A 23971-nucleotide genomic window follows, 5' to 3' on the forward strand; every position below is an offset into this window, starting at 1 on the left:
CCTCCACCATATCGATTTATTAATTGGAACGTTCCAATTCAGTCAAGAGAAAAAAATCGAACACCTACCGCAGGGCGCAACGATATCACATAACTCTATGTATTTGTTATAATAATAATTTTTCGGCGTTTTGGCCGAGCAGTCATTGATGGTAAATATTTTTGGAACGATCTAAATGTTATATAGATGATCGCTTGCTCGCGAACGGAAAATGAAAAGCCAGAATCCATCTCTGATCTGTCCAGTTCTCTCGTGGGCCGCGCGAGCTTCTTGCAAAAAATTGGTAGGGCCTGCCGCCAGGAGTGAAGCCGTCGTGCTCAGAGCGGCGGGCCTGCCAGATCATATCCGTAGGAAGACGGTGCGCTCAAAGCCGACAAGGTCCATCCATGATACCCGGCTTGGAGTCGGCCGGCGGCCGGGACTCGATATGCAGGTCGGAGGCCCGCAAGTCCTTCGCTGTCAGGATAGCAGGGAGTTGCAGCCGCGCCGGCATATCTTCACGCTGTATATGAGTGCATGTGCGAAATGTTGCCCCTCCGCTGGTCACCGTCACAACCTCCGATGCCTCGACCGTCGAACCGTCATTCAGGGACACCACGAATTTGGCGCTTCGGTTCTTGCCGGCACGTTTGACGGAAACCAGCTGATCGGCAGTAAGGCTCTTCACCCGCTCGGCAAAAGCGACCATGAGCTTGGCGATCGCCGCCTGCTGCGACTGGCTGAACGCCGCCGGATCATAGTCTTCCGAGAGAGAAAGGATCGCCGTCCGCGACGCCGTATCGGCGGATTCCAGAACCCAGGTCGATGTGACCGGGACGCTGACGCCGCCATAATCCTCGTTGCGCGAGGCCGCCAAGCTCTGCCCGATGCTCATGGTCTCGTTCTGATAGGCTTGTCCCATGGCAAGCAATTGCGCTTCCGGCACCAGGACGGTGACAATTTGAATGGGGTTTTCCTGTATGCGGTTGATGATGTCATAGACGCCGCTTTCCGGCGCAGCGACAGTTCCACCTGGCCCGTTTGCCGCCATTTTCCGCATGTTCCCCAGTATCTGATCCACGCCGAACGGACTGCGCGGATAGCCGTTCAGATCCGTTTCGAGCTCGAGCGCGCCAACACCGTAAGCAGTGAGAGAATTGCGATAAAGCGTGTTCATCTGATAGGTTTCGGCAGCGCCGGCAGCGTCATCCGGCAGGTCGGCGCCGAGGGACCAGCGAACCCGCATGCCCTTGTCGTCTCGCGATAGAACTGTCATGCGCTGGCGAAAGTCGCCGCGTATCGTTACGGGAAAGGAGCCTGACTTGTCGAACCAGAAAGACATATCGCTTTCGTTCGCCTTTTGGACGCGATAGCTGTGCTCGGCCCCGGTTGCCGGCGCATAACCAGGAACGGTGGCACTCTCGTCAGACCATGCAGGGCTCGACAGCGCGGCGCTGACGCAAAGGCAGGCAACAGCCGTTCTCAAGCACAATGTCTTCATTCGGATCTCCATGGCGCTGCTGCAGTTACGACACCGAAGGGATTGAATTTATATTCATCCTCCTCATATCGACTGTCGTCGGATAAAGTGGCGTGACGATCCGTTACGGCCGCTCCAACGCCTTTTTGGGTCATTTCATCGGCGATTTCATCAATCAGCGCGGCGATCTTGAGCTGCTCGACATTGGTTGACGGCGGTTGATCGCTCTTTCGATCGAGTGTGACCAACACATCAGGCAAGCCAATCAGATGAAATCCGACGCTCGCCATCCCTTCAAAGTCATCGCCGATAGGGCGGCGCGCGAAGGCGAGACGGCAACTCCTCGCAAGTGCCAGCAAATCTTGGGCGCCCGTTGCGCTGAGCGCCTGCTCGCAAAGCTCCTTCCATCGCCGCACGCCGTGGGCGACACCCGCACTCTCGCCCTTTGCCGCGATCGCACCGTGATCAAGCATGTATTTTACGAACGCCAAGGCTTTTGCCGATGTCGTTACGGTTGTTTCCGCCGTCATTGGCGGGCCAAGGACATATAGGACCGAGCCGTGCCCGGCGACGGCGTCTTCGTCAGCCTCTTCATAAGCATCGGGATCGACGCGATCCCAGCAAATATTGAACGATCGTACCATCCGATCGTCAGGCTTATCCTGCGAGAACTCATCATCAATGGTAAAGCCGCCGCCGAGCATCTCGATGGCTATACGAGCGCCCTGATCGAGAGCCGCAAGGCCATTTTCTCTACCGAGAAAACAAAGGACGTGGCGCGGTTTGTAATTGGAACGGGATACGGCAAATGGCGGAGATTTGCTTGATGCCATGCCGAGGGACGGCTTGCTCAGGATAAGGCCGCCCAGGAATGCAAGAACGCCACGACGCACTGAGTTCATTCCAGCATCCTATGGTTTTCAATCAATAGCATCGCGAATTTTCGCAACACGCTATCCAAGCCCCACCATACCGCGCTCACCCTATTTCCGCCGCTTCTTGATTTCAACAGACAACTGCCGGTTGGTTGAGCTGGGCGGCTGATTTGGCCTGATATTTCATATTTTTGTTCTGGCGGCGTGCTCCCCGCCTCTTCTCCATGGTCAGTGCGACCGTTTTAGCTCGAGCTTCGATTTCCGACCGCAAGGGCAATATCACCCAATTGGCATCAATCATTGGGCAGGCTGGCGCCGGACCATATTCAGCAACGCCTATTGACAACTTGTCCTTCATGGGACTTGATGTGGGAATCCGTTAAAACGGACAGATGTCCAATATATAGGACATTGGGAACCATGCTTTACAAAAAGGGGAACCGCAATGACGATTTCACTTCGAACCGGCCTGATCTCACTGGCCGCGACAGCAATTCTATGCAGCCCGGTGCTGGCCGCCGGCAGCAAGCTTGATGAGGTGCTCGCCCGCGGCCACCTCGTCATGGGAACCGGCAGCACCAACGCGCCCTGGCACTTCAAGAGCGCGGACGACAAGCTCCAGGGCTTTGACGTCGACATGGGCCATATCATCGCCAAGGCCCTCTTCAGCGATCCGGACAAGATCGAATATGTCAACCAGTCCTCGGACGCGCGCATTCCGAACATCACCACCGATAAGGTCGACATCACCTGCCAGTTCATGACGGTGACGGGCGAGCGTGCTCAGCAGATCGCTTTCACGATTCCCTATTATCGCGAGGGCGTCGGCCTCATGCTCAAGGCAGACGGCAAATATGCCGATTATGCCGCACTCAAGGCAGCCGGCTCCTCGGTGACGATCTCGGTGCTTCAGAATGTCTATGCGGAAGCCATGGTTCATGCGGCCCTTCCGGAGGCAACCGTCGACCAGTACGATTCCGTCGACCTGATCTACCAGGCGCTGGAATCCGGCCGGGCTGATGCGGCTGCCACCGATCAGTCGTCACTTGCCTGGTACATGACTCAAAACCCCGGCAAGTATAAGGATGCCGGTTATGGATGGAACCCGCAGACCTATGCCTGCGGCGTCAAGCGCGGCGATCAGGACTGGCTGAACTTCGTCAATACCGCCCTTCACGAGGCGATGACCGGCGTCGAGTTCGACACTTATGCAAAGTCCTATAAAACTTGGTTCGGCAAAGACCTGGCACCTCCGCAGATCGGCTTTCCGGTCGAATTCAAGTAGTTGGCAAAAGGAACGGGAGTATCTCCCGTTCCTTCTTCTGGAGGTGGCCTGTCATGGGTTACACGCTGAATTTTGCCGCCGTTTGGCGCAACTTTGATTTTCTTTTGAGCGGATTGATGCTGAGCCTTGGGCTGGCTGTGATCTCGCTGGTGATTGGTGCCGCGCTTGGTCTTCTGGTGGCCTTTGCGCTGATCTCGAAGCAACGGGTTGCTTCAGTGCCGGCACGCTGTTACGTCACGCTTATCCGCAATCTGCCAATCCTGGTGCTTGTGCTTTTTGCTTTCTTTGCATTGCCGCAAATAGGTTTCAGGCTCGACAAGATAAAAAGCTTCGTTCTCGTCCTGTCCTTGTACTCGGGCGCCTATCTCGCCGAAGTATTTCGTGCTGGCCTGCTGTCCATCCCGAGGGGCCTGACGGAGGCCGGGCTTGCGATCGGCCTCACCGGGATGCAGATTCGTACATCGATCGTCGCCCCGCTGATGCTGCGCAATGTGCTGCCTTCCTTGTCGTCAACCGTCATATCGCTGTTCAAGGATACCTCGCTCGCTGCAACCATTGCCGTTCCGGAACTGACTTTTGCCGCGCGCAAGATCAACGTCGAAAGCTTCCGCGTGGTCGAGACATGGCTGGTTACCTCAGCGCTCTATGTCGCAACCTGTCTCCTGATCGCCGCCGCCATGCGCTTTGTTGAACGCCGGCTGGCACTGCCGAGGTAAGTCGATGTCACAGACCTTTTTGGATCAGCTCTGGATCGCCCGCTATGTCATTATGAACGGTCTGGCAATGACCGTGTCCATATCGTTGCTGGCGATTCTGGGTGGCTCATGTCTCGGCGTCCTTGTCGGACTGGCCCTGGCCTATGGCAATACCGTCCTTCGTATCATCATACGCGTCTATACGGATGTGATCCGTGGTACGCCGGTCCTCGTCCTGGTGCTTGCAAGCTACTATGTGTCGAGTGCCGTCGGGTTCGCCCTCGGGCCCTTTGCCGCCGGTGTCCTGGCGTTGGCCGTCTTCTGCTCGTCTCACGTCGGCGAAATCGTGCGCGGCGCGCTGCAGGCGATCCCGAAAGGGCAAACCGAAGCGGCCAAGGCGATCGGGCTGACCTTTTCGCAGACATTCACCTCGGTGCTCTGGCCGCAGGCACTGCGCCAATGCTTGCCAGCCTGGGTCAATACGGCCGCAGAGATGGTCAAGGCGTCGACCTTGCTGTCCGTCATTGGGGTCGCCGAGCTGCTTCTCCGCTCACAGGAGATTATTTCCCGCAACTTCATGAGCCTGCAATTCTACTTTCTTGCAGGGGCTCTGTACTTCGTCGTCAACTTCGGGATCGAACGCTTCGGTCAGTTCATCGAGCGCAAGACCGCTCTTCCATCGTGAGGAAGCCAAGCCATGGCCAAGACAATTCTTGAAATCAAGGGCCTGCGGAAGACCTACGGTCATCACGAGGTCCTCAAAGGCGTTGACTGCTCGGTCGCCGAGGGTGAAGTCATCTCGATCATCGGGTCGTCCGGATCGGGCAAGACGACCATGCTGCGCTGCGTCAACATGCTGGAAGAGTTTCAGGACGGCACGATCAGCCTCGACGGCGAAGAGATCGGTTATCACATCGAGGGCAGTTCGCGCCGGCGCAAGAGTGAAAAGGAGATTGCCCGTCAGCGCGCGCTGACGGGGATGGCCTTCCAGCAATTCAATCTCTTTCCGCACATGAGCGCGGCCGAAAACGTGATGCTTGGCCTGATCAAGGTCAAGAAGATGCAGAAGGCCGAGGCACGCGTAATCGCCGAGCGCTGGCTCGACCGTGTCGGCCTTTCGGCTCGTACCAATCACTATCCCGGTCAGCTTTCCGGCGGCCAGCAACAGCGTGTGGCGATCGCCCGCGCGATCGCGATGTCGCCGCGCCTGATGCTCTTCGACGAAGTGACCTCCGCACTCGACCCGGAACTGGTGGGCGAAGTGCTGCAGGTGATCAAGGGTCTTGCCGCGGATGGAATGACCATGCTGCTGGTCACGCACGAAATGCGTTTTGCCTATGAAGTCTCGTCCCGGGTCATCTTCATGAACCAGGGCGTGATCTGTGAGCAAGGCGATCCGAAGGAAATGTTCATCAAGCCCACAACCGAGCGGCTTGCCGAATTCCTGAAAACCTCAAGCTTCAACTAAAGAGGAAAAGAAGAATATGACGATCAAGCGTTATGGTGCGGGCGAGACCGGCGCAGGCGGCCAACCGCTGCCATTTGCACGGGCTACCGAAGCCGCTGGATGGCTTTATGTGTCCGGCCAGGTGCCGATGGAAAAGGGTGAGATCGTGCCCGGCGGCATCGTCGGCCAGAGCCGCAAGGCAATCGAAAACATGATTGCGATCCTCGATGAAGCCGGCTACAGCTTGGAAGATGTCGTGCGCGTCGGCGTGTGGCTTGACGATCCACGTGATTTCTGGAGCTTCAACGGTGTCTATGCCGAGTACTTCGGCAAGAACCCGCCGGCCCGCGCTTGCGTTCAATCGCGCATGATGGTCGATTGCAAGGTCGAGGTCGATTGCGTGGCTTACCGCGCCGATCGCGCCTGACAAGGATAGGAGAAGAGCATGACCGAGGCCGCAAGCGATGCGGTATCGCGACGCACCCGGGGGCTGGATCGCGCCTTCGAGATTCTTGAATTTCTGCGCGTGAAACGACAGCCTATGCGGCCGAACGAGATAGCGTCCGAAATCGGGGCTCCCCGGTCATCAGTCTATGAATTGGTCAATCTTCTATTGCGCCATGGCATGCTCGATTACCAAGGGAATGACGGCCGTGTTTATCTCGGCCGCCGCCTCTATTTTCTCGGAACAGCCTATGCCGAACAATTCGATTTGATGCGCGAATGTGACCGCATGCTGGTGCGGCTGGCCGAGGAAACGCGCGAAACGGCGCAGATGTGCCTGCTTGAAGGCAGGAAATATACCGTTGCCATGATGCGCGAAGGTGTCCGGCCTTTCCGCATTTCCTCAAATGTCGGCGAACTGGTTGCGATCCCCTGGACGGCTTCAGGACGCCTGCTGGTGTCGCATCTTACCGACCAGGAAATCATTGATCTGATCCCGCCGGAGGATTTTTCCCTCCCAAATGGAAGGCAGATGGAGCCGTCCGAGTTCATCGCCCAGGTGCGCCAGGCCGGTCGTGACGGGTTCTTCACTTTCAACAGTGAAGTCGAAAATTTCACCCATTGCTTCGCCGTTCCGATCTATCAGGCCGGTGGAGCCTGCATCGCCACGCTCTGCCTCGTCGCGCCGCGCGAGGATGGCCTGCGCAACCGCAATACCTATCTACAAAGCCTGATGGCGGCAGCCAACGAAATCTCGGAGAAGCTGGGTTTTCACGTTGAACGCGATAAGTCCATGGCGCTCCGTTGAGCTGCCGTTCGAGATATCCAGGCTTGATGATTGGAAAGAGGGCTGAGATCGCGGTCATCATGCTTTTCATGGAGTTCATGAGAGCGAACTCGGCTCCTGGCGGATAAGTAAAACAGCATATCGATGGCTATATTCCCCTTCTCCTCCAGGAAACGGACGGAAACCATCTGGCCCAGACTGCGCGCCTCCTCCAACGGCGTCTTGCAATCATTGACATGTGTTGGGATTGACAGGGTCGCGCCATGTTCAGTCAGCAGTAGCGGCACCTCGATATCTTCGCGAACTGCGGCCATGTGCGCCGGCGTCCAGTCATTGATCCCGTGAGCGTTGACCGGCGCGCCGTTGTCGAGGAGGAGAGCGAGAATAGAATTCCTATCCGGTCGCTCATTGCTTCGGGTGACGCTCGAAAACAAAAAAAGGGCCCCGAAGGGCCCTTCTAACAGCATAGCCGAAAAATTCAGCGCTGGAGATTGACTAGGACGTCAAGCAGCTCGGAACCCGTCTGGAAGACCTTGGAGTTGGCCGTGTAGCTCTTCTGCGACTGGATCATGTCGGTGAGCTGGCCTGCGAGGTCGACGTTCGAGGCTTCCAGCGAGTTCGACTGGATGTAGCCGAGGCCGTTGCTGTTGGCGAAGCTCGTGACGGTGACGCCGGATTCGGCATTGGCCTGATAGACGTTGCCGCTCATGAGCGTCAGCTTGTCGGGGCTTGCAACGGTTGCCAACGGTATCTGGTAGATCGCCTTCGGGTCGCCTTTCGCGTAGTTCGCGTAGACGACGCCGCTCTTGTCGATGGTGACACCTGTGACCGCAGCGGCCGCCTGTCCATTGGTCGAGCCGGTGGAGGCGAAGGCCGAGGCTTTCTGAGTCATCTTGCTCAGATCCATCGCGATCGACCCGGCGGTCTTTGGATCGGTGATGGTGAAAGTGCCGCCGGAGGTCATATTTCCGCTTGTATCGAACTTCAGCGTGCTAGTGGCGACAGGGCCAGATGAGTAGGGGAAGGATGAACCAGTACCCGTCGCCGCGTCGGCATTGCGGTAGACGGCGACTTCCCACTGGTCTGCCGTCGCCGTAGTCGGCGGGGTAGCAGTAGGATCGGCAACCGTAGCAGCATGTGTCTTGGTGTAATAGATGTCATACATCACGGTATTGCCGAGCTTGTCGTAGCCGACAACCGAACTCTTTTGGGTATCGGCTGTAACCGGCGCGGTGTTCCCGCTCGGGAGTCCCGAGGTCGCAACTGTAGCACCCGAATTGAGGTTGCCGGTAAAGCTGCCCGACGTCGAGGGTGAGTTGGCAAGGCCGCTCTGATTGACATTGATCGGCACCAGGCCGTCAAAGCCGTTGACGACGACAGCGGGGGCTCCCGATGCATAGGAATAACCCATCAACGTATAGCCGGCGGAATTGACGAGATTGCCGTTGGCATCAGGCTTGAAGTCGCCTGCGCGCGTCAGAACAGTCGAGCCGTCGGCCCCCTGCACGACAAAGAAGCCAGCGCCGCGGATCGACAGATCGGTGCCCGACGAGGTCGAGATGGCGTCGCCCTGCTGCGAGACCGAATAGCTGACATTCGTCTCGACGCTACCGGAATTGTAGTTGCCGCCGCCCGAGGGCAGGATCAACGACGAAAAGCTGGCCGTGGCCGACTTATAGGCCGTTGTATTGACGTTCGCGATGTTGTCCGACACGGTGCTAAGCTTATTTGCTTGCGCGTTCATGCCTGAAACTGCCGTTTTCATGCTACCAAAGATGCTCATTGGTTCCTCGCACGTTGCTGATGCCGCCACGATAGCGATAATGACTTGTGTGAAGCTGATTATTTCCGTGAGAGGCGAGAACCTGAAGCAAATTCAATGACCGCATGATGATCGGTCCGTATCGCCCCCTTCGCAATCCGACAGCTAAATGAAGACGACCGCCTTCATCCGAATTCGCCAAGGTGATCGATGAGATCGCCGTGTCGATCCTAGCATGAAAGCGGCACCGACGTCCTCTCCGCCGCCTTCAATCAGTCAAGACGATGCTACCTGTCGGCCATGCTTTTCGCAGGTTGCGGGCGGTAGCCTCTCGCCCACTTCTGCCGGGTCAATGTGCGAAACATCCCGACGGCGTCCCTTTCATCGGCGAAATGATGCGCCATGGTCTGCCCGCCGAATCCTATGCGCCCCCATCTTCTTGTCAGGCATGTGTCGCCGAACAATGTTGTCGATATCTCCAGGACATAATAGCGGGCCATGTTCCGCGCGGCATCCGCGCGTTCGATGTAGAGACGATAAGGTTGACTGAGCATGCCGGCAGGATGATCGATCAAACCAGCGGGGTCCAACGAGTGTTTTGAATCGATCGGCCCGCTTCGATTCATTTCCGTTGTGTATTCGAGCCCTGTCGCCCCTCCCTTTCTGTTAAGCCGGCTTGGTTCTGCGAGGGGGCGGAGCTCCTGTCTCCTCGAACCTCCACTGCCCGCAGGGATCCGGCAGCAAATATGGCGGCATTCGCGGCTTCGAACTGCCGTTCTAAACGCCGGAAATACTCGTCGTCGCCATATGGCATCCGCGCGTCGACGCCGAGCGGCCCATCCATGAAGCGATCCAGCAAAAGCAGCCTTGTCGATCCGTCGTGGCTTTCGGACGGATCGTTCTCGTTCGGGGGAACTATCTTGCAAACGACGTGTCGGAATTTCGCTCAGCCAGCCGTCTTTTAGATAGACAAATCACGGAGAGCAGCGATGACGATAACGATTACTGCCTTTGAAAAGTCGCCGGATCGCGGCAGGGGGCTGGCTCGCGACATGCGCGTTCGCTGGACGCTCGAAGAGGTTGGCGAGCCTTATGACGTGCGTCTTCTTTCGTTCAAGGCGATGAAGGAGCCCGCGCATCTCGCGCTTCATCCGTTCGGGCAGATCCCGACCTATGAAGAGGGTGATCTCGCCTTGTTCGAGTCGGGGTCGATCGTGTTCCATATCGCCGAGCGTCATACTGGCCTGCTGCCTGACAATGCCAACGCGCGGTCGCGGGCGATCACATGGATGTTTGCCGCTCTCTCCACAATGGAGCCGCCGATCATCGACCGTGCAGTCGTCAGATTCCAGGAGCGCGATCAGGCCTGGTATGAGCAGCGCCTGTCCATGGTCGACGAACGTATCCGCCAGCGGCTGAAAGAACTTTCCGATCGGCTCGGCAGCGCCGACTGGCTTGAGGACACGTTCAGCGCCGGCGATCTTCTCATGATATCGGTCCTGCTCAGACTGAAGGACTCGGGCATCTTGCAGGAATATCAGAACCTCTCCGCCTACGTTGCCCGAGGGGAGGCGCGACCGGCATACAAGCGGGCTTTCGAGGCTCAGCTGGCGGTTTTCACCGCCGCGTCGGCGGGCTGACAAGGCTCCATCCGGCGCCTGTCGCGAGGAAATGGTCGCGATCGGGCCTCGAGGCCGATCAGTCCTTCTCGATCCGCAAGCCTTCGAGGAAAGTCCGAAAAGCCTCGACTGCCCGTTTCGAGGTTGTTGCTGGATCGTCCGAACTGGCGATCCACTGCGCGGCGCAGCTGCTTGCCGCATTGATGAGGCGAGCGCCGGCTTCCGGGTCGATATCGACGATGATACCATCTTCGCGAAGGCAACGAAGGCTCTCCCTGATCGTGGCCATGCAGCCGTTGGCGCTCGGCCATCCGGAGGGATCACCCAGAACGGCCGGGCCGTCGCGAAACATGATGCGCTGGATTTCCGGTTCGAGTGCCATCTCGACGTATCCGACGTTCTCATCGACGAATGCCTGCCAGCGCGATGGCGCCCTGGACGAGATCGCACAGAGCCTTGCGGTCATCTCCGCATCGATCGCGCTGACAACAGCCTGCAGCAACCCCTTCTTGTCGCCGAAATGGTGATATAGTGCCCCCCGCGTCAGTCCGGCGGCCGCTGTAAAGTCATCCATCGATGCGTCGGCATAGCCGACGCTACCGAATGCCTTACGGCCAGCGGCCAGCAGCTTGGCTCGCGTCTCGGCGATCATTTCACTGCGGGGTTTGCGCATCACGTCTCCGTCAACGGCATCGTATAAATTCACATACGTTACGTATATTAGTTGACATACGCGGCGTATGCAATTATTCCATTCGCATACGCCGCGTATGTATATGGCGACTTCTTCTAATCCAGGGAGCGTTTTAATGTCCAATCCATATCGTGAGATTTTCCGGGCGCCGGGTGCGAAAGGTTTTTCGGCCGCAGCCTTTTTCGCGCGCATTCCTATTGCGATGGCCCCTATCGGCATCGTCGCCATGCTCTCCCAGACGCGCGGCGAATATTGGCTCGCAGGCGCGGTTTCCGCCACCTTCGCTTTGGCCAATGCATTCGTCTCGCCGCAGATATCGCGGCTGGTCGACCGGCTTGGCCAGCGTGCGGTGGTCGCGCCGGCTACTATTCTCTCGGTCATCGCCTTTATCGTTCTCGTCATCGCCTCAAATCAGGATTGGCCGGCATGGATGCTGTTTGCCTCGGCGTTCCTTGCGGCTGCCATGCCGAGCATTCCGGCCATGGTGCGTGCTCGCTGGACGGAAATCTTCCGTGCCCGGCCCGAGCTGAACACCGCCTTCGCTTTCGAATCCGCTGCCGATGAGCTCGTCTATATCGCCGGCGCCTCTCTTTCGGTCGGCCTCTCCGTCTCGCTGTTCCCGGAGGCTGGGATGCTTGTAAGCACGATCTTCCTTGCGCTGGGGACGACGGCCTTTCTGCTGCAGCGGTCGACGGAGCCCAAGGTGCGCGCGCTTGGTTCCGATCATCCGCAATACTCGGCAATCCGGCTGCGTCCGGTCCAGATCATCACACTTGCCCTGATTTTCGTCGGTGCGACCTTCGCTACGGCGGAAGTGAGTGCCGTCGCCATCACCAAGCAGCTGGGCCAGCCAGGTGCTGCAAGCCTTGTCATCGGTGTCTATGCCATCGGCTCATTTGTCGTCGGCCTGGTTATCGGCGCGCTGAACCCCAAGGCGCCGCTCCAAAAGCAGTTGCTGGTTGCAGTCGGCGTCCTTGCCCTCACCTCCCTGCCGCTTCTCGTTGCCGGTACGTCGGTTGCCTTGCTTGCCTTTGCGGTATTCCTGAGCGGCGTTGCCATCTCCCCGACCTTCATCACCGCCTTCGGGCTGATCGAGCGCCAGGTGCCGGAGGCAATGCTGACGGAAGGCGTGACCTGGATCATGACAGGCATTGGCATCGGCATGGCGCTCGGCGCCTTCGTTTCCGGCTGGATGGTCGATAATTTCGGACCGGAAAACGGCTTCTGGGTTTCGGTTGTATCGAGCGCGGTCACCGTCTTGATCGTGGCACTCGGTCAAACGAGCCTGTCAGGCGCACGAGCGGGCGATGTCGCATCCGTCAAGCAAGCAGCCGAATAAGGGGAGCCGAAGGCGTCATCTTTGGAAAATAACGTTGCGCATATCAGGCCTTGCGCGCCCTGATATGCAGGAAGATCGGTGCTATGCGGGTATCGGCGACGACCGGTTCGGCAAACGCCACCTCGCGGCTTGCCATCGGCTCACCGAATGCCTCGATTATAAGCCCGGCACCAACTATCATCGATACCCAGCTCGTAAGTGTTCGGTGGAATCTAGGAATCGAGAACGGCGTCAGCGCAGCACGCTCCTCTGCAGGGATGGACGAGAAGATCCAGCGTTCGATTCGCCCATCAGCCTCGTCGAAATAGTCGGCAATTTGAACCGCAATCGGTTCGCCTCTTTCATCACGGATGTTCTTGCGTGTTGGCGGCACGAAGCAGGGATGCAGGATGGAAAACTGCAAGAAGCCATTGGGTCGGAGAATGCGCACTACCCCATTGAGCACGCCCTGCTGGTCAGCCATATCCATCATCGACATGAAGGCGGTGACAAAATCGAAGCTTGCCTCGGGAAAGTCAATGGACCGGCCGTCTCCAAGTACATATTCGATGCCGAGCGGGTCGCTTGCCTCGGTTTCGCGGGCATAGTGTAGAAAGGTCGGCGCGATATCAAGACCCGTCATGCGGGCGCCAAGTCGCGCAACCGCCCTGGTATTCGAGCCTTCGCCACAGCCAAGATCAAGCCCCTTCAGGCCAGCAACCGCGGGCAGCATGCTTAAAAAAGCGGGCGTATTCAACGCATCACGATACCTGTCATAGCCCGCACGGCTATAGATGGTCCAAGTCTCGGCGTTGTTTTCCCAGTGAGCGGCGACCTCATTGGCGTTCACGGTCATCCTCCTGCCCAATATTATCGGAGCGGGAGGTATAAAGGAGATACACAGGAAGGGGAAGACGTGCATTGCAACCGTAGGCCACAGGCGTGGTGGTCAATGATCGCAAAGAGATCGCGCGAATTTTTCCCTGGCGGCAAGGTCCGGCCAGCCAAACGAGCCGGACCTCAATGATGTGAGCCGGAAATTTCGCCAGGGCGTCGCTATGCCGGTAGCTGGAAGGCCCAGTTGGCGATCAACACGATGGCGAGGCCGCCGGCGAGCGCTAGATAGGGCAGGATGCCCGCTTTCCTGACGCCCAGATCCTGGCCAATCAACCCAAGATCGTCCATCGCGCCTGCCGGGAATTTGCCGCCGTCGCGGACATAATGCCTGTAGGCGAAGACCGGCAAGATCAGGGCCGCGAAGGCAAAGCCGATCCAGAGTGCATTCGCATAGCCCCAAACCTTGGCGCCAGCGCCGAGGAAGAGGGCGTTGACGAAGGCAAGCACGGTGTTGATGCCGATGAGCCAGGACGGCGCTTTCCACGGACGCTCGATATGTCCGGAGTCCATGCGATGGATCCAGCCGGAATTGAGGTTGAGGAAATTGAAAATGATGTATCCGACATTGGAGACGGCCAGTACGAAGAAATAGCCGCTGGTGTCGGACGCGATGGCCAGAAGAGAGAGGTTGAAGGCGAAGTCCGTCCACATCGCTCTCGTGGGCGCGCCGTTCTCGTTCACATGATCGAGATATTTCGGCAGCCAGCCGTCCTTCGAGCCCTGATAGAGCGTGCGCGATGATCCGGCCATCGCGGTCATGATGGCGAGGAACAGCGCCAGGATCATCAGAACGACAAGCAGCTGCGTGACGACCCGCCCGGCGCCGATCAGGCCGCCGAGCGCTTCAGCGACGCCGGTACCGTCGACGATGCCCGGCGCCAGCATGCCAGCATGGCCGAGCACGCCCTGGAAGGCGAAGGGAACGAGGAAGAAGAAGATGCAGCAGGCAAGCCCCGAATAGAAGATCGCCTTGAACGTATCCGTCTTCGGGTTTTTGAGTTCGCGCGTATAGCAGACAGCCGTTTCGAAGCCGTAGGTCGACCAGGCGGCGATATAAAGGCCGCCAAGGAAGAGCGTCCAGCCGCCGTTGCTCCATGTCCCGTCGGTGGCGGCGTAGGCAGCTGTCGGGGGCAACAGGCCCGTGACGTTGGCGGAAACGATCTGGCCGCTGACGATCGGATAAATGCCGATGATCAGCAACGGCACGAGAACGATGATTGCCAGCCATTTCTGCACGCTCGCCGTCTCGGAGATGCCGCGATGCTGGATCGCGAAGATGATCAGCATCAGGATGCCGCCGATGAAGAAGGTGGCATTGATGTTGGCGGTGGCGAGGAAGGGAATGTTGAAGCTGAAGAAAGACCAGCTGCGGACGGCGGGCGTCAGCGCGGCAACGCCGTCGGCGCTGAGCAGCGCTGTTACGGCATCCTGCGGCGACGTGCCGGCGTGAGCCGCGATATATTCGGCAACCCGTGGGCTATCGGCCGCAATGGAGGTTGCGTGTGCGCTGATCCAGCTAAGCACAGCCTGCGAATCCGCTGCGGGAATCGGGAAGAAGGCATTGAGAATATAGCCTGCAGCAATGGCGCACCCGAGCGACAGCACCGGCGACCAGGCAAACCAGTTGCACCAGACGGAAAGCGGCGCGATGAATTTCGAATAACGCAGCCAGGCCGTCGCGCCGTAGACCGAGGCGCCGCCGGACTTGTTGCCGAACATGCCGGCAATTTCGGCATAGGTGAAGGACTGCAGGAACCCCATGACCATCGAAATGATCCAGACGACGAAGGCAAGCTTGCCCGTCGTGCCGGCGATGCCGCCGATGGAGAAAAGAACAAGCGGCGGCACGCCCGCGGCCACCCAGAACGCGCCCTTCCAGTCAAGCGCGCGTATAAGCTTACCTTCGGTGCCAGCAGAAGCGCCGGCGTCCACGATATCCGTCATCGGTGATATTCCCCATTTTGTTCCGGACGTATCTCTCGTACGTCTCCCTGAACGTGCCTCCCATGGCATTGCGGGGCGTGCTGGAGGTTTTCATGAGCCGAGTCTGTGCGCGGGTTTCCAGATGCATGCCCTTTATACATAGTGAAGATATTTTCTTTTTAGTCAACATGCCTTTACTTTCCGCCGTCATTTTGTCAGCATGATTCCGGTGCCTCGATGCACCCCATTTCCCGAGAGGGCTCTATGCGAGATCTCCACCCGTCAACCGCCGGAATAAGGCCCATCTCGGCGAGCATCATTCGCTATCCGGGCATTCCGGCGCTGCCGCGCGACACCGAGCGCTATCGCTGCAAGGGTGGTGGGTCGCTGGCCATACGTGTCGAGCCCGGCGATCTTATCATGCTGACGGATAGCGAAGGCGGCCAGGTCTGCGAGCTGACCTTTCTGGATGAGGAGGGCCGCTTTCGATCCGCTGGCCTGGGAACAGCATTCAGCGGTGAGGCGGCGGGCCTGAAGGCCATCCTTGCATCCGGGAATGAAAGCGCTTCCCGCGTGAAGGTAGCGCTGGAACGGCGTGGAGCCGATCTGGCGTCCGCGGCGGCACTGCGCCTCTTCGGCGCATCGTCACCGGCAGGCAGCACGGCGGAATTCACCGTCGCTCTCAAAGGCCTGCTTGTCGCTTGCGCGCCGGGAACGGCTATGTCGCCGGAGGCACAGGATACGGCGACGCCCGTGGAAATCAGAATCCGCCGGGCGACGATCATCCGGGACTACACCTCCGCGCTGCCGGAACCCCTCGCCGATCCGATCGAAGATATTCGCATCAGGGCGGCGACGGCATCGGCCTATTTCGTTCGCGCCGGCGAATATATCCAGATCATCGATGTCTATGGCCGACAATGCACCGATTTTCAGGCCTTTTCCGCCCGCAAGGTCGACAAGGGGCTTGATCTCGCGCTCGATTCCACTGTCACCCGCACCCTGCTCGGCCGCAGCTATCCGACACCCGGCCTTCCCTCCAAGGCTTTCGATCGCGATTTCGAGCCTCTTATAGAGATCGTGCAGGACACGGTCGGCCGGCATGATGCCTTCGCCACGGCCTGCAATTCCCGCTACTATGACGACATGGGCTACCCCGGCCATGTGAACTGCACCGACAATTTCAATGCGGCGCTCGCACCCTATGGCATTGCCGGCCGCAAGGGCTGGGAAGCGCTGAACTACTTCTACAACACCAATATCGATCACAATAACCAGCTCTATCTCGACGAGCCCTGGTCGCGGCCGGGCGATTACGTCCTGATGCGGGCACTGACGGATCTCGTCTGCGTTTCCTCCTCCTGCCCCGACGATATCGACGCGGCCAACGGCTGGGACCCGACGGACATTCATGTCCGCACCTTTTCCGGCAAAGAGAAATTCACACGAGCGGTGGCCTATCGCATGACCCCAGACGCCGACCCTGAACTGACGCGGGAAACCGCGTTCCACCCGCGCCTCTCCGCCTTGACGCGCGACTACACCGAGTATCGCGGCTATTGGCTGCCGAACCGTTTCTCCTCGGAGGGGCCGGTCGAGGAATACTGGGCCTGTCGTGAACGCGCCGTGGTGATGGACCTCTCGCCGCTTCGCAAGTTCGAGGTCACAGGGCCGGATGCGGAAGAACTGCTGCAATATTGCCTGAACCGCGACGTGCGCAAGCTATCGACGGGCCAGGTGGTCTATTCCGCCATGTGCTACGAGCATGGCGGCATGATCGACGACGGCACGCTGTTCCGCCTCGGCGACAAGAACTTCCGCTGGATCGGCGGCGATGACTATAGCGGTGTCTGGCTGCGCGAGCAGGCCGAGAAAAAAGGCTTCAAGGCCTGGGTTCGCTCATCCACCGACCAGATGCACAATATCGCCCTGCAGGGCCCGAAGAGCCGAGATATCCTCAAGGAGATCATCTGGACGGCGCCGCGCCAGCCGACCATCGGCGAACTGGAATGGTTTCGCTTTGCCGTCGGCCGCATCGGCACATTCGAGGGCGCTCCTGTCGTCGTCTCGCGCACCGGCTATACCGGGGAACTCGGCTATGAAATCTTTTGCCATCCGAAGGATGCGGCCACCGTCTTCGATGCCGTGTGGAAAGCCGGCGAGCCATATGGGCTGAAGCCGATGGGCCTCGAGGCATTGGACATGGTGCGCATCGAAGCAGGGCTCATCTTTGCCCATCATGAATTCGACGATCAGACCGATCCCTTCGAGGCCGGCATCGGCTTCACCGTCCCATTGAAATCCAAGCCGGACGATTTCATCGGCCGCGAGGCATTGCTTCGGCGAAAGGAAAATCCGCGTCACCTGATGGTCGGGCTCGATATCGAAGCCAATGAAGCCGTCGGACATGGCGATTGCATCCATATCGGCCGCGCGCAGATCGGCGTGATTACCAGCGCCACCCGCTCACCCATCCTCGGCAAGACGATCGCGCTCGCCCGTGTCGACGTCACGCATGCTGGCGTCGGCACCAGGGTCGAGATCGGCAAACTCGATGGTCAGCAGAAACGGCTTCCCGCCGTCATCGTGCCGCTCTCGCATTACGACCCGCAAAAGACGCGGCCGCGTTCCTAATCTGCTTTACGCTGCGCGGCCGAGATCGCGCGTGCTGCCTCTTCCGAGGAGTTGGCAAGCGTGCGCATCTCCGCCGCCAGGACGGCAAAACCCGATCCGGCCGTGCCAGCTCTTGCCGCCTCGATGCCGGCATTGACGGCAAGCAGCTTCAGGTAGCGCAGCGACTGCAGGATCTCATTGGTCTTCGATGCCGTGATCCGCATGCCCGAGGTTTGCTCGTCGAGGCGCTGATAGAGTGACTCGATGTTGATGATACTGCCTTCGAGATAGAGCAATTCCCCTGCCTCGTCCCATACGCCGCCACCGGTCTCCGTCACCCAGATGAGATGTCCGTCGTGGTGGCGGATGCGATATTCCATCGTCCAGTCGGCGCGGCTTTCCAAAGCCTTGCCGACAAGCTCATCCATCAGCGGAACATCCTCCTCGTGCATGATGGAGGTAAAGGTCCGCGCGCGGTTGCCGATGATCTCGTCGGCGGGATAGCCGAAAATGCGCTCGACGCCATCCGTCATGTCAAGCATCGTATAGTTTTCGTCTGCACGGCAACGGTAGAGAAAGCCGGCCATCCGGCCAAGAATGCTGGTTTGAAAATCCATTGAGGCCGTACCCGAAGAAAACGTTGCTGATCACATTGCTTCGTCTCAACTCAAATAGGCCGGCAAGGGCTGGCTCGAGCCTCCCCTGCCGGTTTACGCGAGAACATGTGGGTGCATCAGTTGCGCAGATATTCCTCCATCGAGTCATCAAGCGCATCGACCCAGGGCGTATGATGTTTCGGCGACATGTTGCCGGTCATCAGCGAGCGATAGGCGTGGTCGCGGAAGCCCATGATGTTCTCGCCCTTGTGGTGCTCCCATTCCATGAAGGTCTTGTTCGTGCCTTCGATGTCGAAGCTCGGATAATCGGTTTCCGCAAGCAGCTCCTTCACATAGTCGCCCTGGTACCAGATCATCTGCTCGGCATCCTCGAGCGTTTCCTCGCGGGCGCGCCATTTGTCGAAGTTTGCCTGCAGCTCTTCTTCCGGCGGCAGCTTGATGCGGCCCATCATGACATCGCGCGCCCACCAGGCCTGCACGTCGAACATGTTGAAGGTATAGAACTGATCCTGCATGCCGATGTAGAAGAGCTGTGGGTTCTTGTCGAAGATCACGCCCTTGTAGAGATGGTCGGCCCAGAGGCGATTGGCCGTCTTCAGGCGGAGATCGTCAGGCAGGAAGGGGAAATGATGCTGATAGCCGGTGCAGAGGATCAGTGCGTCGACATCCTTCGATGACCCGTCGAGGAAATAGGCCGTCTTGTTCTCCAGCCGCGTCAGCAACGGGCGTTCCTCGAAATTATCAGGCCATTTGAAGCCCATCGGCTTGGAGCGGTAGCTCGTCGTGACCGATTTCGCGCCGTATTTCCAGCATTGCGAGCCAATATCCTCGGCTGAATAGCTGCGGCCGACGAGCAGCACGTCCTTGCCTTTGAACTCCACCGCATCGCGGAAATCATGGGCGTGTAGGACGCGGCCGTTGAAGGTTTTGACACCCTCGAAATAGGGCACATGCGGCGTCGAGAAGTGGCCCGAGGCAACGACGACATAGTCGAATTCCTCGTCATACATCCGGTCCTGGGTGCGGTCGTGCGCGGTTACCGTGAACTTCCTGGTGACGCCGTCGAAATGCACCATGCGCACGGGCGTGCTGAAACGCACCCATTTGCGCACATCGGCCTTTTCGACGCGCCCCTTGATATAGTCCCAGAGCACGGCGCGCGGCGGATAGGAGGCGATCGGCTTGCCGAAATGCTCTTCGAAGGAATAGTCGGCGAATTCCAGGCATTCCTTCGGGCCGTTCGACCAAAGATAGCGATACATGCTGCCATGGACCGGCTCGCCATATTCATCGAGGCCTGTACGCCAGGTATAGTTCCAAAGGCCGCCCCAATCCGCCTGCTTTTCAAAGCAGACGACTTCCGGGATATCAGCACCCTTCTTTGCGGCCGATTGAAAGGCCCTCAACTGGGCAAGGCCCGAAGGGCCGGCACCGATAACGGCAACTCGTGTCATGTCGCATTCCCCTTCTCGATTGTATCGAAGTTCTTATGGCAGGCACTGTTTGGCATGGCGTCCGGCATCAATCCGGGAAAATGCCGGGGCTGGTCGGCGCCCCGTCGTCATATTGCGAAAGCCAGTCGATCGTAGTCTGGCGGAAGCGCGTCAGGCCCTTGTAGTCGATGAGCTCCGGCGGCAGGGTGCGCAGCACACGTGGGAAGCGGCGCGCCCATTTCGGCACGGTGACAAGCTCGTTCATGTTCATCAAATAGCAGCGGATGACGAAGAGGATAGCGTTCGAGCGCGGCAGGCGCCATAGGCTCTGCAGCTCGACGCGCAGATGCACCTTTTCGCCGACATTCTCCGGCGTCACCGTCGTGCGATCAGGACCCCATTTCGGATAATTCTCGGGGCTGGTGTCGAGGCGGGGATTGATCGTCATCGTCCAGTTGAACCGGCGCGTCGGCTTGCCCTGCTGCAGGTTCAAGAGGAACTTCAGCGCGCGGTCGAAGACGCCGATCTGGTGGGCGAGCGGCACCGGCCCGTGCCACTCCATAAAGTTCATACCGATATCGAAATCGAGCGACCAGTCGGCCTGGGTCGTCACCATGCCGGCATCCATCCAGAGATTGCCATCGCGCTGGTCGACAATGCAGAAATCGCCCTGCGCCTGGCGCGCGATGTATTCGAAAGGCTCGTAGGGCAAGGTCGACGCATCGCCGAAGGTAAACATGTCGTCGATGCCTAGGGGACGGTTGATCCAGCGCCACTGGTCGCCGTTCTTGGTGAGCGTGAAATGCTCCGGGTAGCCGGCGGCCTGCTCTTCCATCAAGAGCTCCAGCGTATCCCATTGCGCCGTCATCATGTGCGGCAGCGCCTGATAGCGCAGCGGATCCTCCTTCAGCACCAGCGCCCGGTCGCGCATTTCGGCGACGTAGTGCTCATCGACGTCGATGAGGCTTTCGTAGACCGTGTTCTTCTGCCCCTTCACATGCGGTTCCATGTTGACGGAATACATGTATTCGTCGCGGTCGAACGGGAACGGAAAGCGCCGGATGTTTTCCGGACTGTTGCGATAGCTAAAATCGTCCCTGAACGTTTCCTGCTTGAAGGCGATTGCCATGTCCGTTCTCCTGGGTATCGGCTGGATGCTTAAAGGTCGAGATGCAGCGCGCTTCCCTCGAAACGGGAAACGCAGATCATCACCTTTCGGCCGGAAGCCTTTTCTTCGTCGGTCAGATAGACGTCATTGTGTAGGAGCCTACCGTTGCAGGCGGCAACACCCGTCTCGCATTGTCCGCAGGCGCCGCCGCGACAGAGGAAAGGCGCATCGACGCCGGCTGCCTCGATCGCCTCCAGCATGCTCTCGTGATGGCCGACATGAACAGTCTTGCTGGAGCGTGTCAGCTCGATCGAGAACGGTTTTCCGGGCTGCGACGACAGGAATCGTTCCGAATGCAGGTTCTGTTCCGGCCAGCCGGCTTCGATACCCGTCCTCAATACGCCGTCGATCATGCCTGAGGGACCACAGACGTAGAGATGCGTGCCGAGCGGCTGGCTTTCGAGGAGACGGGCGACGGGAATAAAGTTGCGATCGGCATCGCAATAGATCTTCACCCGCTGGGAGCCATATTGTTCGACAAGCTCGCGGCAATAGGCGCCGCGATCGAGCGAGCGCACGGCATAATGCAGCTCGAAATTGGCACCCTCGCGGGAAAACTGCTGCATCATGGCGATGAAGGGTGTGATGCCGATGCCGCCGGCGATCAGCAGATGCTTGCGGCCGCGCCAGTCCGGCTGGAAGAGATTGACGGGATAGCTCACCTTGAGCTCGTCGCCTTCGCTGACCTTCTCATGCATGAAGGCAGAGCCACCGCGCGAATCCTCGACGCGCAACACGCTGATCTCATAGGCCGAACAATCATGCGGCGGTGACATCAGCGAATAGGCATTGCGCCGCATGTGCCCTTCGTCGTTCATCGAGACGATCACATGCGCGCCGCCGGAGAAATAAGGCATCGGCTTGCCGTCCAGGCGCTCGAAGCGAAAACGCTTGATGCGCTCGGCAATGGGAGTGACCTTCGCAACGCGAACTGGAATTTGTGTACCACCGCTCACAGGAACAACTCCTCTGGATCGGGCGCGCTGCCGGGCTCTTCCGCATCGATATTGACGCCCTGAAAGGCGCCGAGGCGACGCGAATAGTGATCGCGCACCAGAAGTGGAAGCCCGCAATGGCTGCAGGTGAACGGACTATGGGTAACGTCTTCCGTGATACCCTTGCAGTGTACGCACTGCACGCGGCGCGCTAGGGAGCCGCGATGCTCCGAGATGATCGAGGCATGATCCATGCCATGGTCGAGCGCCACCATCATCGCCTGACCGATGAAGCCTTCCGTGCCGGCAATGTAAAGCCGCGTGCCCATATGAGCAGTCGAGAGCGAACCTCTGAGACGAAACAGCAGCGTTGCGATGGTCGGCGCCGTGAAAAACATGTCGGCACCGAGGTTGCGCAAAGTCTCGTCATGACCCCTGCCTTGCGAGCCGCGCGCGACATAGAGGATTTCGCTGCGCGTCAGGATCGTGTCATCAAGCACGGATTGATGATCGAGGAGGGCATGGGCACCCTCTCCTTCGAGAACGAAGAGGTGCCGACGGGCATGCGGCTGGATTGCAAGACCACGGTAAACCGGTCGGCTCTTGATGCCTTCGACAAGCATGAGCGCCTCCTTAGCCGATGGCCGTCCTCTTCTTCTTCTCCGGATCGTCGAACGGCAGCGTATGGGCGATCGCGCTTGCCTTCAAGCTCTTGCCACGCACCTCGAGCTTCGTGCCCTGAACCGCCTTGTCGACATCAAGACGAGCGATCGCCATCGATTTCTTGGTGAGCGCAGAATAACAGGGGCAGGTGATGACCCCGACCTTTTTGCCCTCTGCAAAGACCTCGTCGCCCAGCTCTGCCGGACCATCGGCATCGATCAGCATGCCGAATATCTTGAAACGCTCCTTGCCCTTGAGGCGGGCATGTTCCTCGGCGCCTCTGAACCCGGTCTTGCCGGGGCTGACGGTGAAGTCGAGGCCGAGTTCCCACAGGCTGTCGCCCGGAGGCTGATCCGCGAAAGGATACATCTGCGAGTTATCATAGGGGTAGAAGAGCAGATAGCTTTCGACACGCAGCATGTCGAGCACGCTGAAGCAGCAGGGAATGATCCCCATCTCCTTGCCTTCCGCCACGATGCGATCCCAGACCATCGGGGCATCCTGGCCGCGCACGAAGATTTCATAGCCGCGCTCGCCGGTATAGCCGGTGCGCGAGATCATCACGGGCGCGCCGAACAGCGTCGTCTGCATGTGATGGAAATATTTGAGGTCGCGGATGCCGGGCACGTATTTGGCGAGATAATCAACCGCGACGGGTCCTTGCAGCGACAGGTCGTGCAGATCGTCGTCAAAGAGGACGGCACAGTTGCGGCCGGCGGCCTGCTTCACGAGTTCCTCATGGCCGGAGCCCGAACCATGCACCAGCATCCAGGAATTCGGGCCGGTGCGGTAGACGATGCAGTCGTCGGTGAAGGTGCCACGGTCGTTCAGCATCGCGGCATAGACTGAGCGGCCGGGATAGATCTTCGACATGTCGCGGGTGGTGATATAGTCGAGCACGGCGATGGCATGCGGCCCGACGAGATGCACCTTCTTGAGGCCGGAAACGTCCATGATGCCGGCCTTGGTGCGGATCGCGACATGTTCCTGCGACATGTCTTTTTCATAGGTCCAGGCGGTTCCCATGCCGCTCCAGTCCTCGAGTTTCGATCCGAGAGCACGGTGCCGGTCCGCCAAGGCGGAGAAACGCCATGATAATGCCATTTCGTTCCCTCTTTTTCTTCTATGGAATATTTATTTCCTGACTATAGTCGTCTTTCATGCCTTGGCAAGCCGATCCGAAGTGTTTTTCTCACCCTCCAGACGGCATTTCGTTCAAAACTTCGGCGGCTTTCTGCCCGCCGCACGATGAGCCGCGATGACGGTATTGGCCGTCGGCATGGCGATCGTCATTGGTCCGACATCTATCGCCGGAGCCGCCGCCTTCTTCCCATCGC

The 23971-nt window shown here is 58.9% G+C and carries 24 protein-coding genes and 1 pseudogene; 9 read left to right on the forward strand and 16 right to left on the reverse strand.

Features of this window, described 5'->3' with window-relative positions; translation table 11 throughout:
- Positions 1-364: 364 nt before the first annotated feature.
- The 3 genes from CCGE531_RS29595 to CCGE531_RS34530 form a co-directional block, all read right to left on the reverse strand.
- On the reverse strand, positions 365-1480 hold the full coding sequence (locus tag CCGE531_RS29595) for a hypothetical protein (protein WP_205586523.1): 1116 nt from the start codon (positions 1478-1480) through the stop codon (positions 365-367).
- Complete coding sequence (locus CCGE531_RS29600; protein WP_120670472.1) at positions 1477-2361, reverse strand: hypothetical protein; 885 nt, start codon at positions 2359-2361, stop codon at positions 1477-1479. Before CCGE531_RS29600 ends, CCGE531_RS29595 begins: the two co-directional genes overlap by 4 nt.
- 103 nt (positions 2362-2464) lie before the next feature.
- On the reverse strand, positions 2465-2692 hold the full coding sequence (locus CCGE531_RS34530) for a hypothetical protein (protein ID WP_162944094.1): 228 nt from the start codon (positions 2690-2692) through the stop codon (positions 2465-2467).
- Positions 2693-2779: 87 nt separating this feature from the next.
- Here CCGE531_RS34530 and CCGE531_RS29605 point away from each other — a divergent pair, with 87 nt between their 5' ends.
- From CCGE531_RS29605 to CCGE531_RS29630, 6 genes are read left to right on the forward strand one after another with little or no spacing between them, the layout of a single operon-like run.
- Positions 2780-3619 (forward strand): transporter substrate-binding domain-containing protein, encoded by an 840-nt coding sequence (locus CCGE531_RS29605; protein WP_120670474.1) that lies wholly within the window; start codon positions 2780-2782, stop codon positions 3617-3619.
- A gap of 53 nt (positions 3620-3672) precedes the next feature.
- A complete protein-coding gene (locus tag CCGE531_RS29610; RefSeq protein ID WP_120670476.1) occupies positions 3673-4335 on the forward strand; it encodes an amino acid ABC transporter permease in 663 nt (220 codons plus the stop codon).
- Positions 4336-4339: 4 nt separating this feature from the next.
- Positions 4340-4999: an amino acid ABC transporter permease gene (locus CCGE531_RS29615; protein WP_120670477.1), complete on the forward strand. Its 660-nt coding sequence runs from the start codon at positions 4340-4342 to the stop codon at positions 4997-4999.
- Positions 5000-5011: 12 nt separating this feature from the next.
- A complete protein-coding gene (locus tag CCGE531_RS29620; RefSeq protein WP_120670479.1) occupies positions 5012-5782 on the forward strand; it encodes an amino acid ABC transporter ATP-binding protein in 771 nt (256 codons plus the stop codon).
- Positions 5783-5798: 16 nt separating this feature from the next.
- A complete protein-coding gene (locus tag CCGE531_RS29625) occupies positions 5799-6188 on the forward strand; it encodes a RidA family protein (protein ID WP_120670481.1) in 390 nt (129 codons plus the stop codon).
- Positions 6189-6206: 18 nt separating this feature from the next.
- Positions 6207-7013, forward strand: coding sequence for an IclR family transcriptional regulator (locus CCGE531_RS29630; protein WP_120670482.1), 807 nt, complete (start codon positions 6207-6209; stop codon positions 7011-7013).
- Here CCGE531_RS29630 and CCGE531_RS29635 read toward each other — a convergent pair.
- From CCGE531_RS29635 to CCGE531_RS29645, 3 genes are all read right to left on the reverse strand, one after another.
- A complete protein-coding gene (locus CCGE531_RS29635) occupies positions 6977-7426 on the reverse strand; it encodes a hypothetical protein (RefSeq protein WP_162944096.1) in 450 nt (149 codons plus the stop codon). The two genes, CCGE531_RS29630 and CCGE531_RS29635, sit on opposite strands and share 37 nt — an antisense overlap.
- A gap of 44 nt (positions 7427-7470) precedes the next feature.
- Positions 7471-8775 (reverse strand): flagellar hook protein FlgE, encoded by a 1305-nt coding sequence (locus CCGE531_RS29640; protein ID WP_120670486.1) that lies wholly within the window; start codon positions 8773-8775, stop codon positions 7471-7473.
- A 266-nt stretch (positions 8776-9041) separates the two neighbouring features.
- Entirely contained in the window at positions 9042-9380 is a 339-nt protein-coding gene (locus CCGE531_RS29645; RefSeq protein ID WP_162944098.1) for a WGR domain-containing protein, read from the reverse strand.
- Positions 9381-9743: 363 nt separating this feature from the next.
- Between CCGE531_RS29645 and CCGE531_RS29655 the strand changes: the two genes are divergently transcribed.
- Positions 9744-10394: a glutathione S-transferase family protein gene (locus CCGE531_RS29655; RefSeq protein ID WP_120670490.1), complete on the forward strand. Its 651-nt coding sequence runs from the start codon at positions 9744-9746 to the stop codon at positions 10392-10394.
- A 58-nt stretch (positions 10395-10452) separates the two neighbouring features.
- Here the strand turns inward: CCGE531_RS29655 and CCGE531_RS29660 are convergent, their stop codons facing one another.
- Positions 10453-11046 carry a TetR/AcrR family transcriptional regulator gene (locus tag CCGE531_RS29660; protein ID WP_162944100.1) on the reverse strand — a complete coding sequence of 198 codons (594 nt, stop codon included), beginning with the start codon at positions 11044-11046 and terminating at the stop codon, positions 10453-10455.
- 136 nt (positions 11047-11182) lie between these two features.
- Between CCGE531_RS29660 and CCGE531_RS29665 the strand changes: the two genes are divergently transcribed.
- Positions 11183-12406 carry an MFS transporter gene (locus CCGE531_RS29665; protein WP_120670494.1) on the forward strand — a complete coding sequence of 408 codons (1224 nt, stop codon included), beginning with the start codon at positions 11183-11185 and terminating at the stop codon, positions 12404-12406.
- A 43-nt stretch (positions 12407-12449) separates the two neighbouring features.
- Here CCGE531_RS29665 and CCGE531_RS29670 read toward each other — a convergent pair whose 3' ends face one another.
- Positions 12450-13235, reverse strand: a complete 786-nt coding sequence (locus CCGE531_RS29670; RefSeq protein WP_120670650.1) for a class I SAM-dependent methyltransferase — start codon at positions 13233-13235, stop codon at positions 12450-12452.
- A 206-nt stretch (positions 13236-13441) separates the two neighbouring features.
- Positions 13442-15226, reverse strand: a complete 1785-nt coding sequence (locus CCGE531_RS29675) for an APC family permease (RefSeq protein ID WP_120670496.1) — start codon at positions 15224-15226, stop codon at positions 13442-13444.
- Positions 15227-15469: 243 nt separating this feature from the next.
- Between CCGE531_RS29675 and CCGE531_RS29680 the strand changes: the two genes are divergently transcribed.
- Positions 15470-17839, forward strand: a complete 2370-nt coding sequence (locus CCGE531_RS29680) for a DUF1989 domain-containing protein (protein WP_120670498.1) — start codon at positions 15470-15472, stop codon at positions 17837-17839.
- Here CCGE531_RS29680 and CCGE531_RS35270 read toward each other — a convergent pair.
- The 7 genes and pseudogenes from CCGE531_RS35270 to CCGE531_RS34975 form a co-directional block, all read right to left on the reverse strand.
- Positions 17836-18435 carry a PAS domain-containing protein gene (locus tag CCGE531_RS35270; RefSeq protein ID WP_120670500.1) on the reverse strand — a complete coding sequence of 200 codons (600 nt, stop codon included), beginning with the start codon at positions 18433-18435 and terminating at the stop codon, positions 17836-17838. The genes CCGE531_RS29680 and CCGE531_RS35270 overlap by 4 nt on opposite strands.
- Before the next feature lie 116 nt (positions 18436-18551).
- Positions 18552-19889, reverse strand: a complete 1338-nt coding sequence (locus CCGE531_RS29690) for an NAD(P)/FAD-dependent oxidoreductase (RefSeq protein ID WP_120670502.1) — start codon at positions 19887-19889, stop codon at positions 18552-18554.
- A gap of 67 nt (positions 19890-19956) precedes the next feature.
- Positions 19957-20997: a DUF3445 domain-containing protein gene (locus CCGE531_RS29695; RefSeq protein ID WP_120670504.1), complete on the reverse strand. Its 1041-nt coding sequence runs from the start codon at positions 20995-20997 to the stop codon at positions 19957-19959.
- Positions 20998-21026: 29 nt separating this feature from the next.
- The gene (locus CCGE531_RS29700) at positions 21027-21992 is read right to left on the reverse strand and encodes a PDR/VanB family oxidoreductase (RefSeq protein WP_120670506.1); all 966 of its coding nucleotides are present in this window, start codon (positions 21990-21992) and stop codon (positions 21027-21029) included.
- The gene (locus CCGE531_RS29705; RefSeq protein ID WP_120670508.1) at positions 21989-22594 is read right to left on the reverse strand and encodes a dimethylamine monooxygenase subunit DmmA family protein; all 606 of its coding nucleotides are present in this window, start codon (positions 22592-22594) and stop codon (positions 21989-21991) included. The genes CCGE531_RS29700 and CCGE531_RS29705 overlap by 4 nt, the downstream gene beginning before the upstream one ends.
- 10 nt (positions 22595-22604) lie before the next feature.
- Positions 22605-23738: an aminomethyltransferase family protein gene (locus CCGE531_RS29710; RefSeq protein ID WP_120670510.1), complete on the reverse strand. Its 1134-nt coding sequence runs from the start codon at positions 23736-23738 to the stop codon at positions 22605-22607.
- A gap of 111 nt (positions 23739-23849) precedes the next feature.
- A pseudogene (locus tag CCGE531_RS34975) lies at positions 23850-23936 on the reverse strand (bifunctional methylenetetrahydrofolate dehydrogenase/methenyltetrahydrofolate cyclohydrolase); the annotation flags it as partial.
- Between the last annotated feature and the right edge of the window lie 35 nt (positions 23937-23971).

The organism is Rhizobium sp. CCGE531, assembly GCF_003627795.1.
In the GTDB taxonomy this organism is placed as follows: domain Bacteria; phylum Pseudomonadota; class Alphaproteobacteria; order Rhizobiales; family Rhizobiaceae; genus Rhizobium.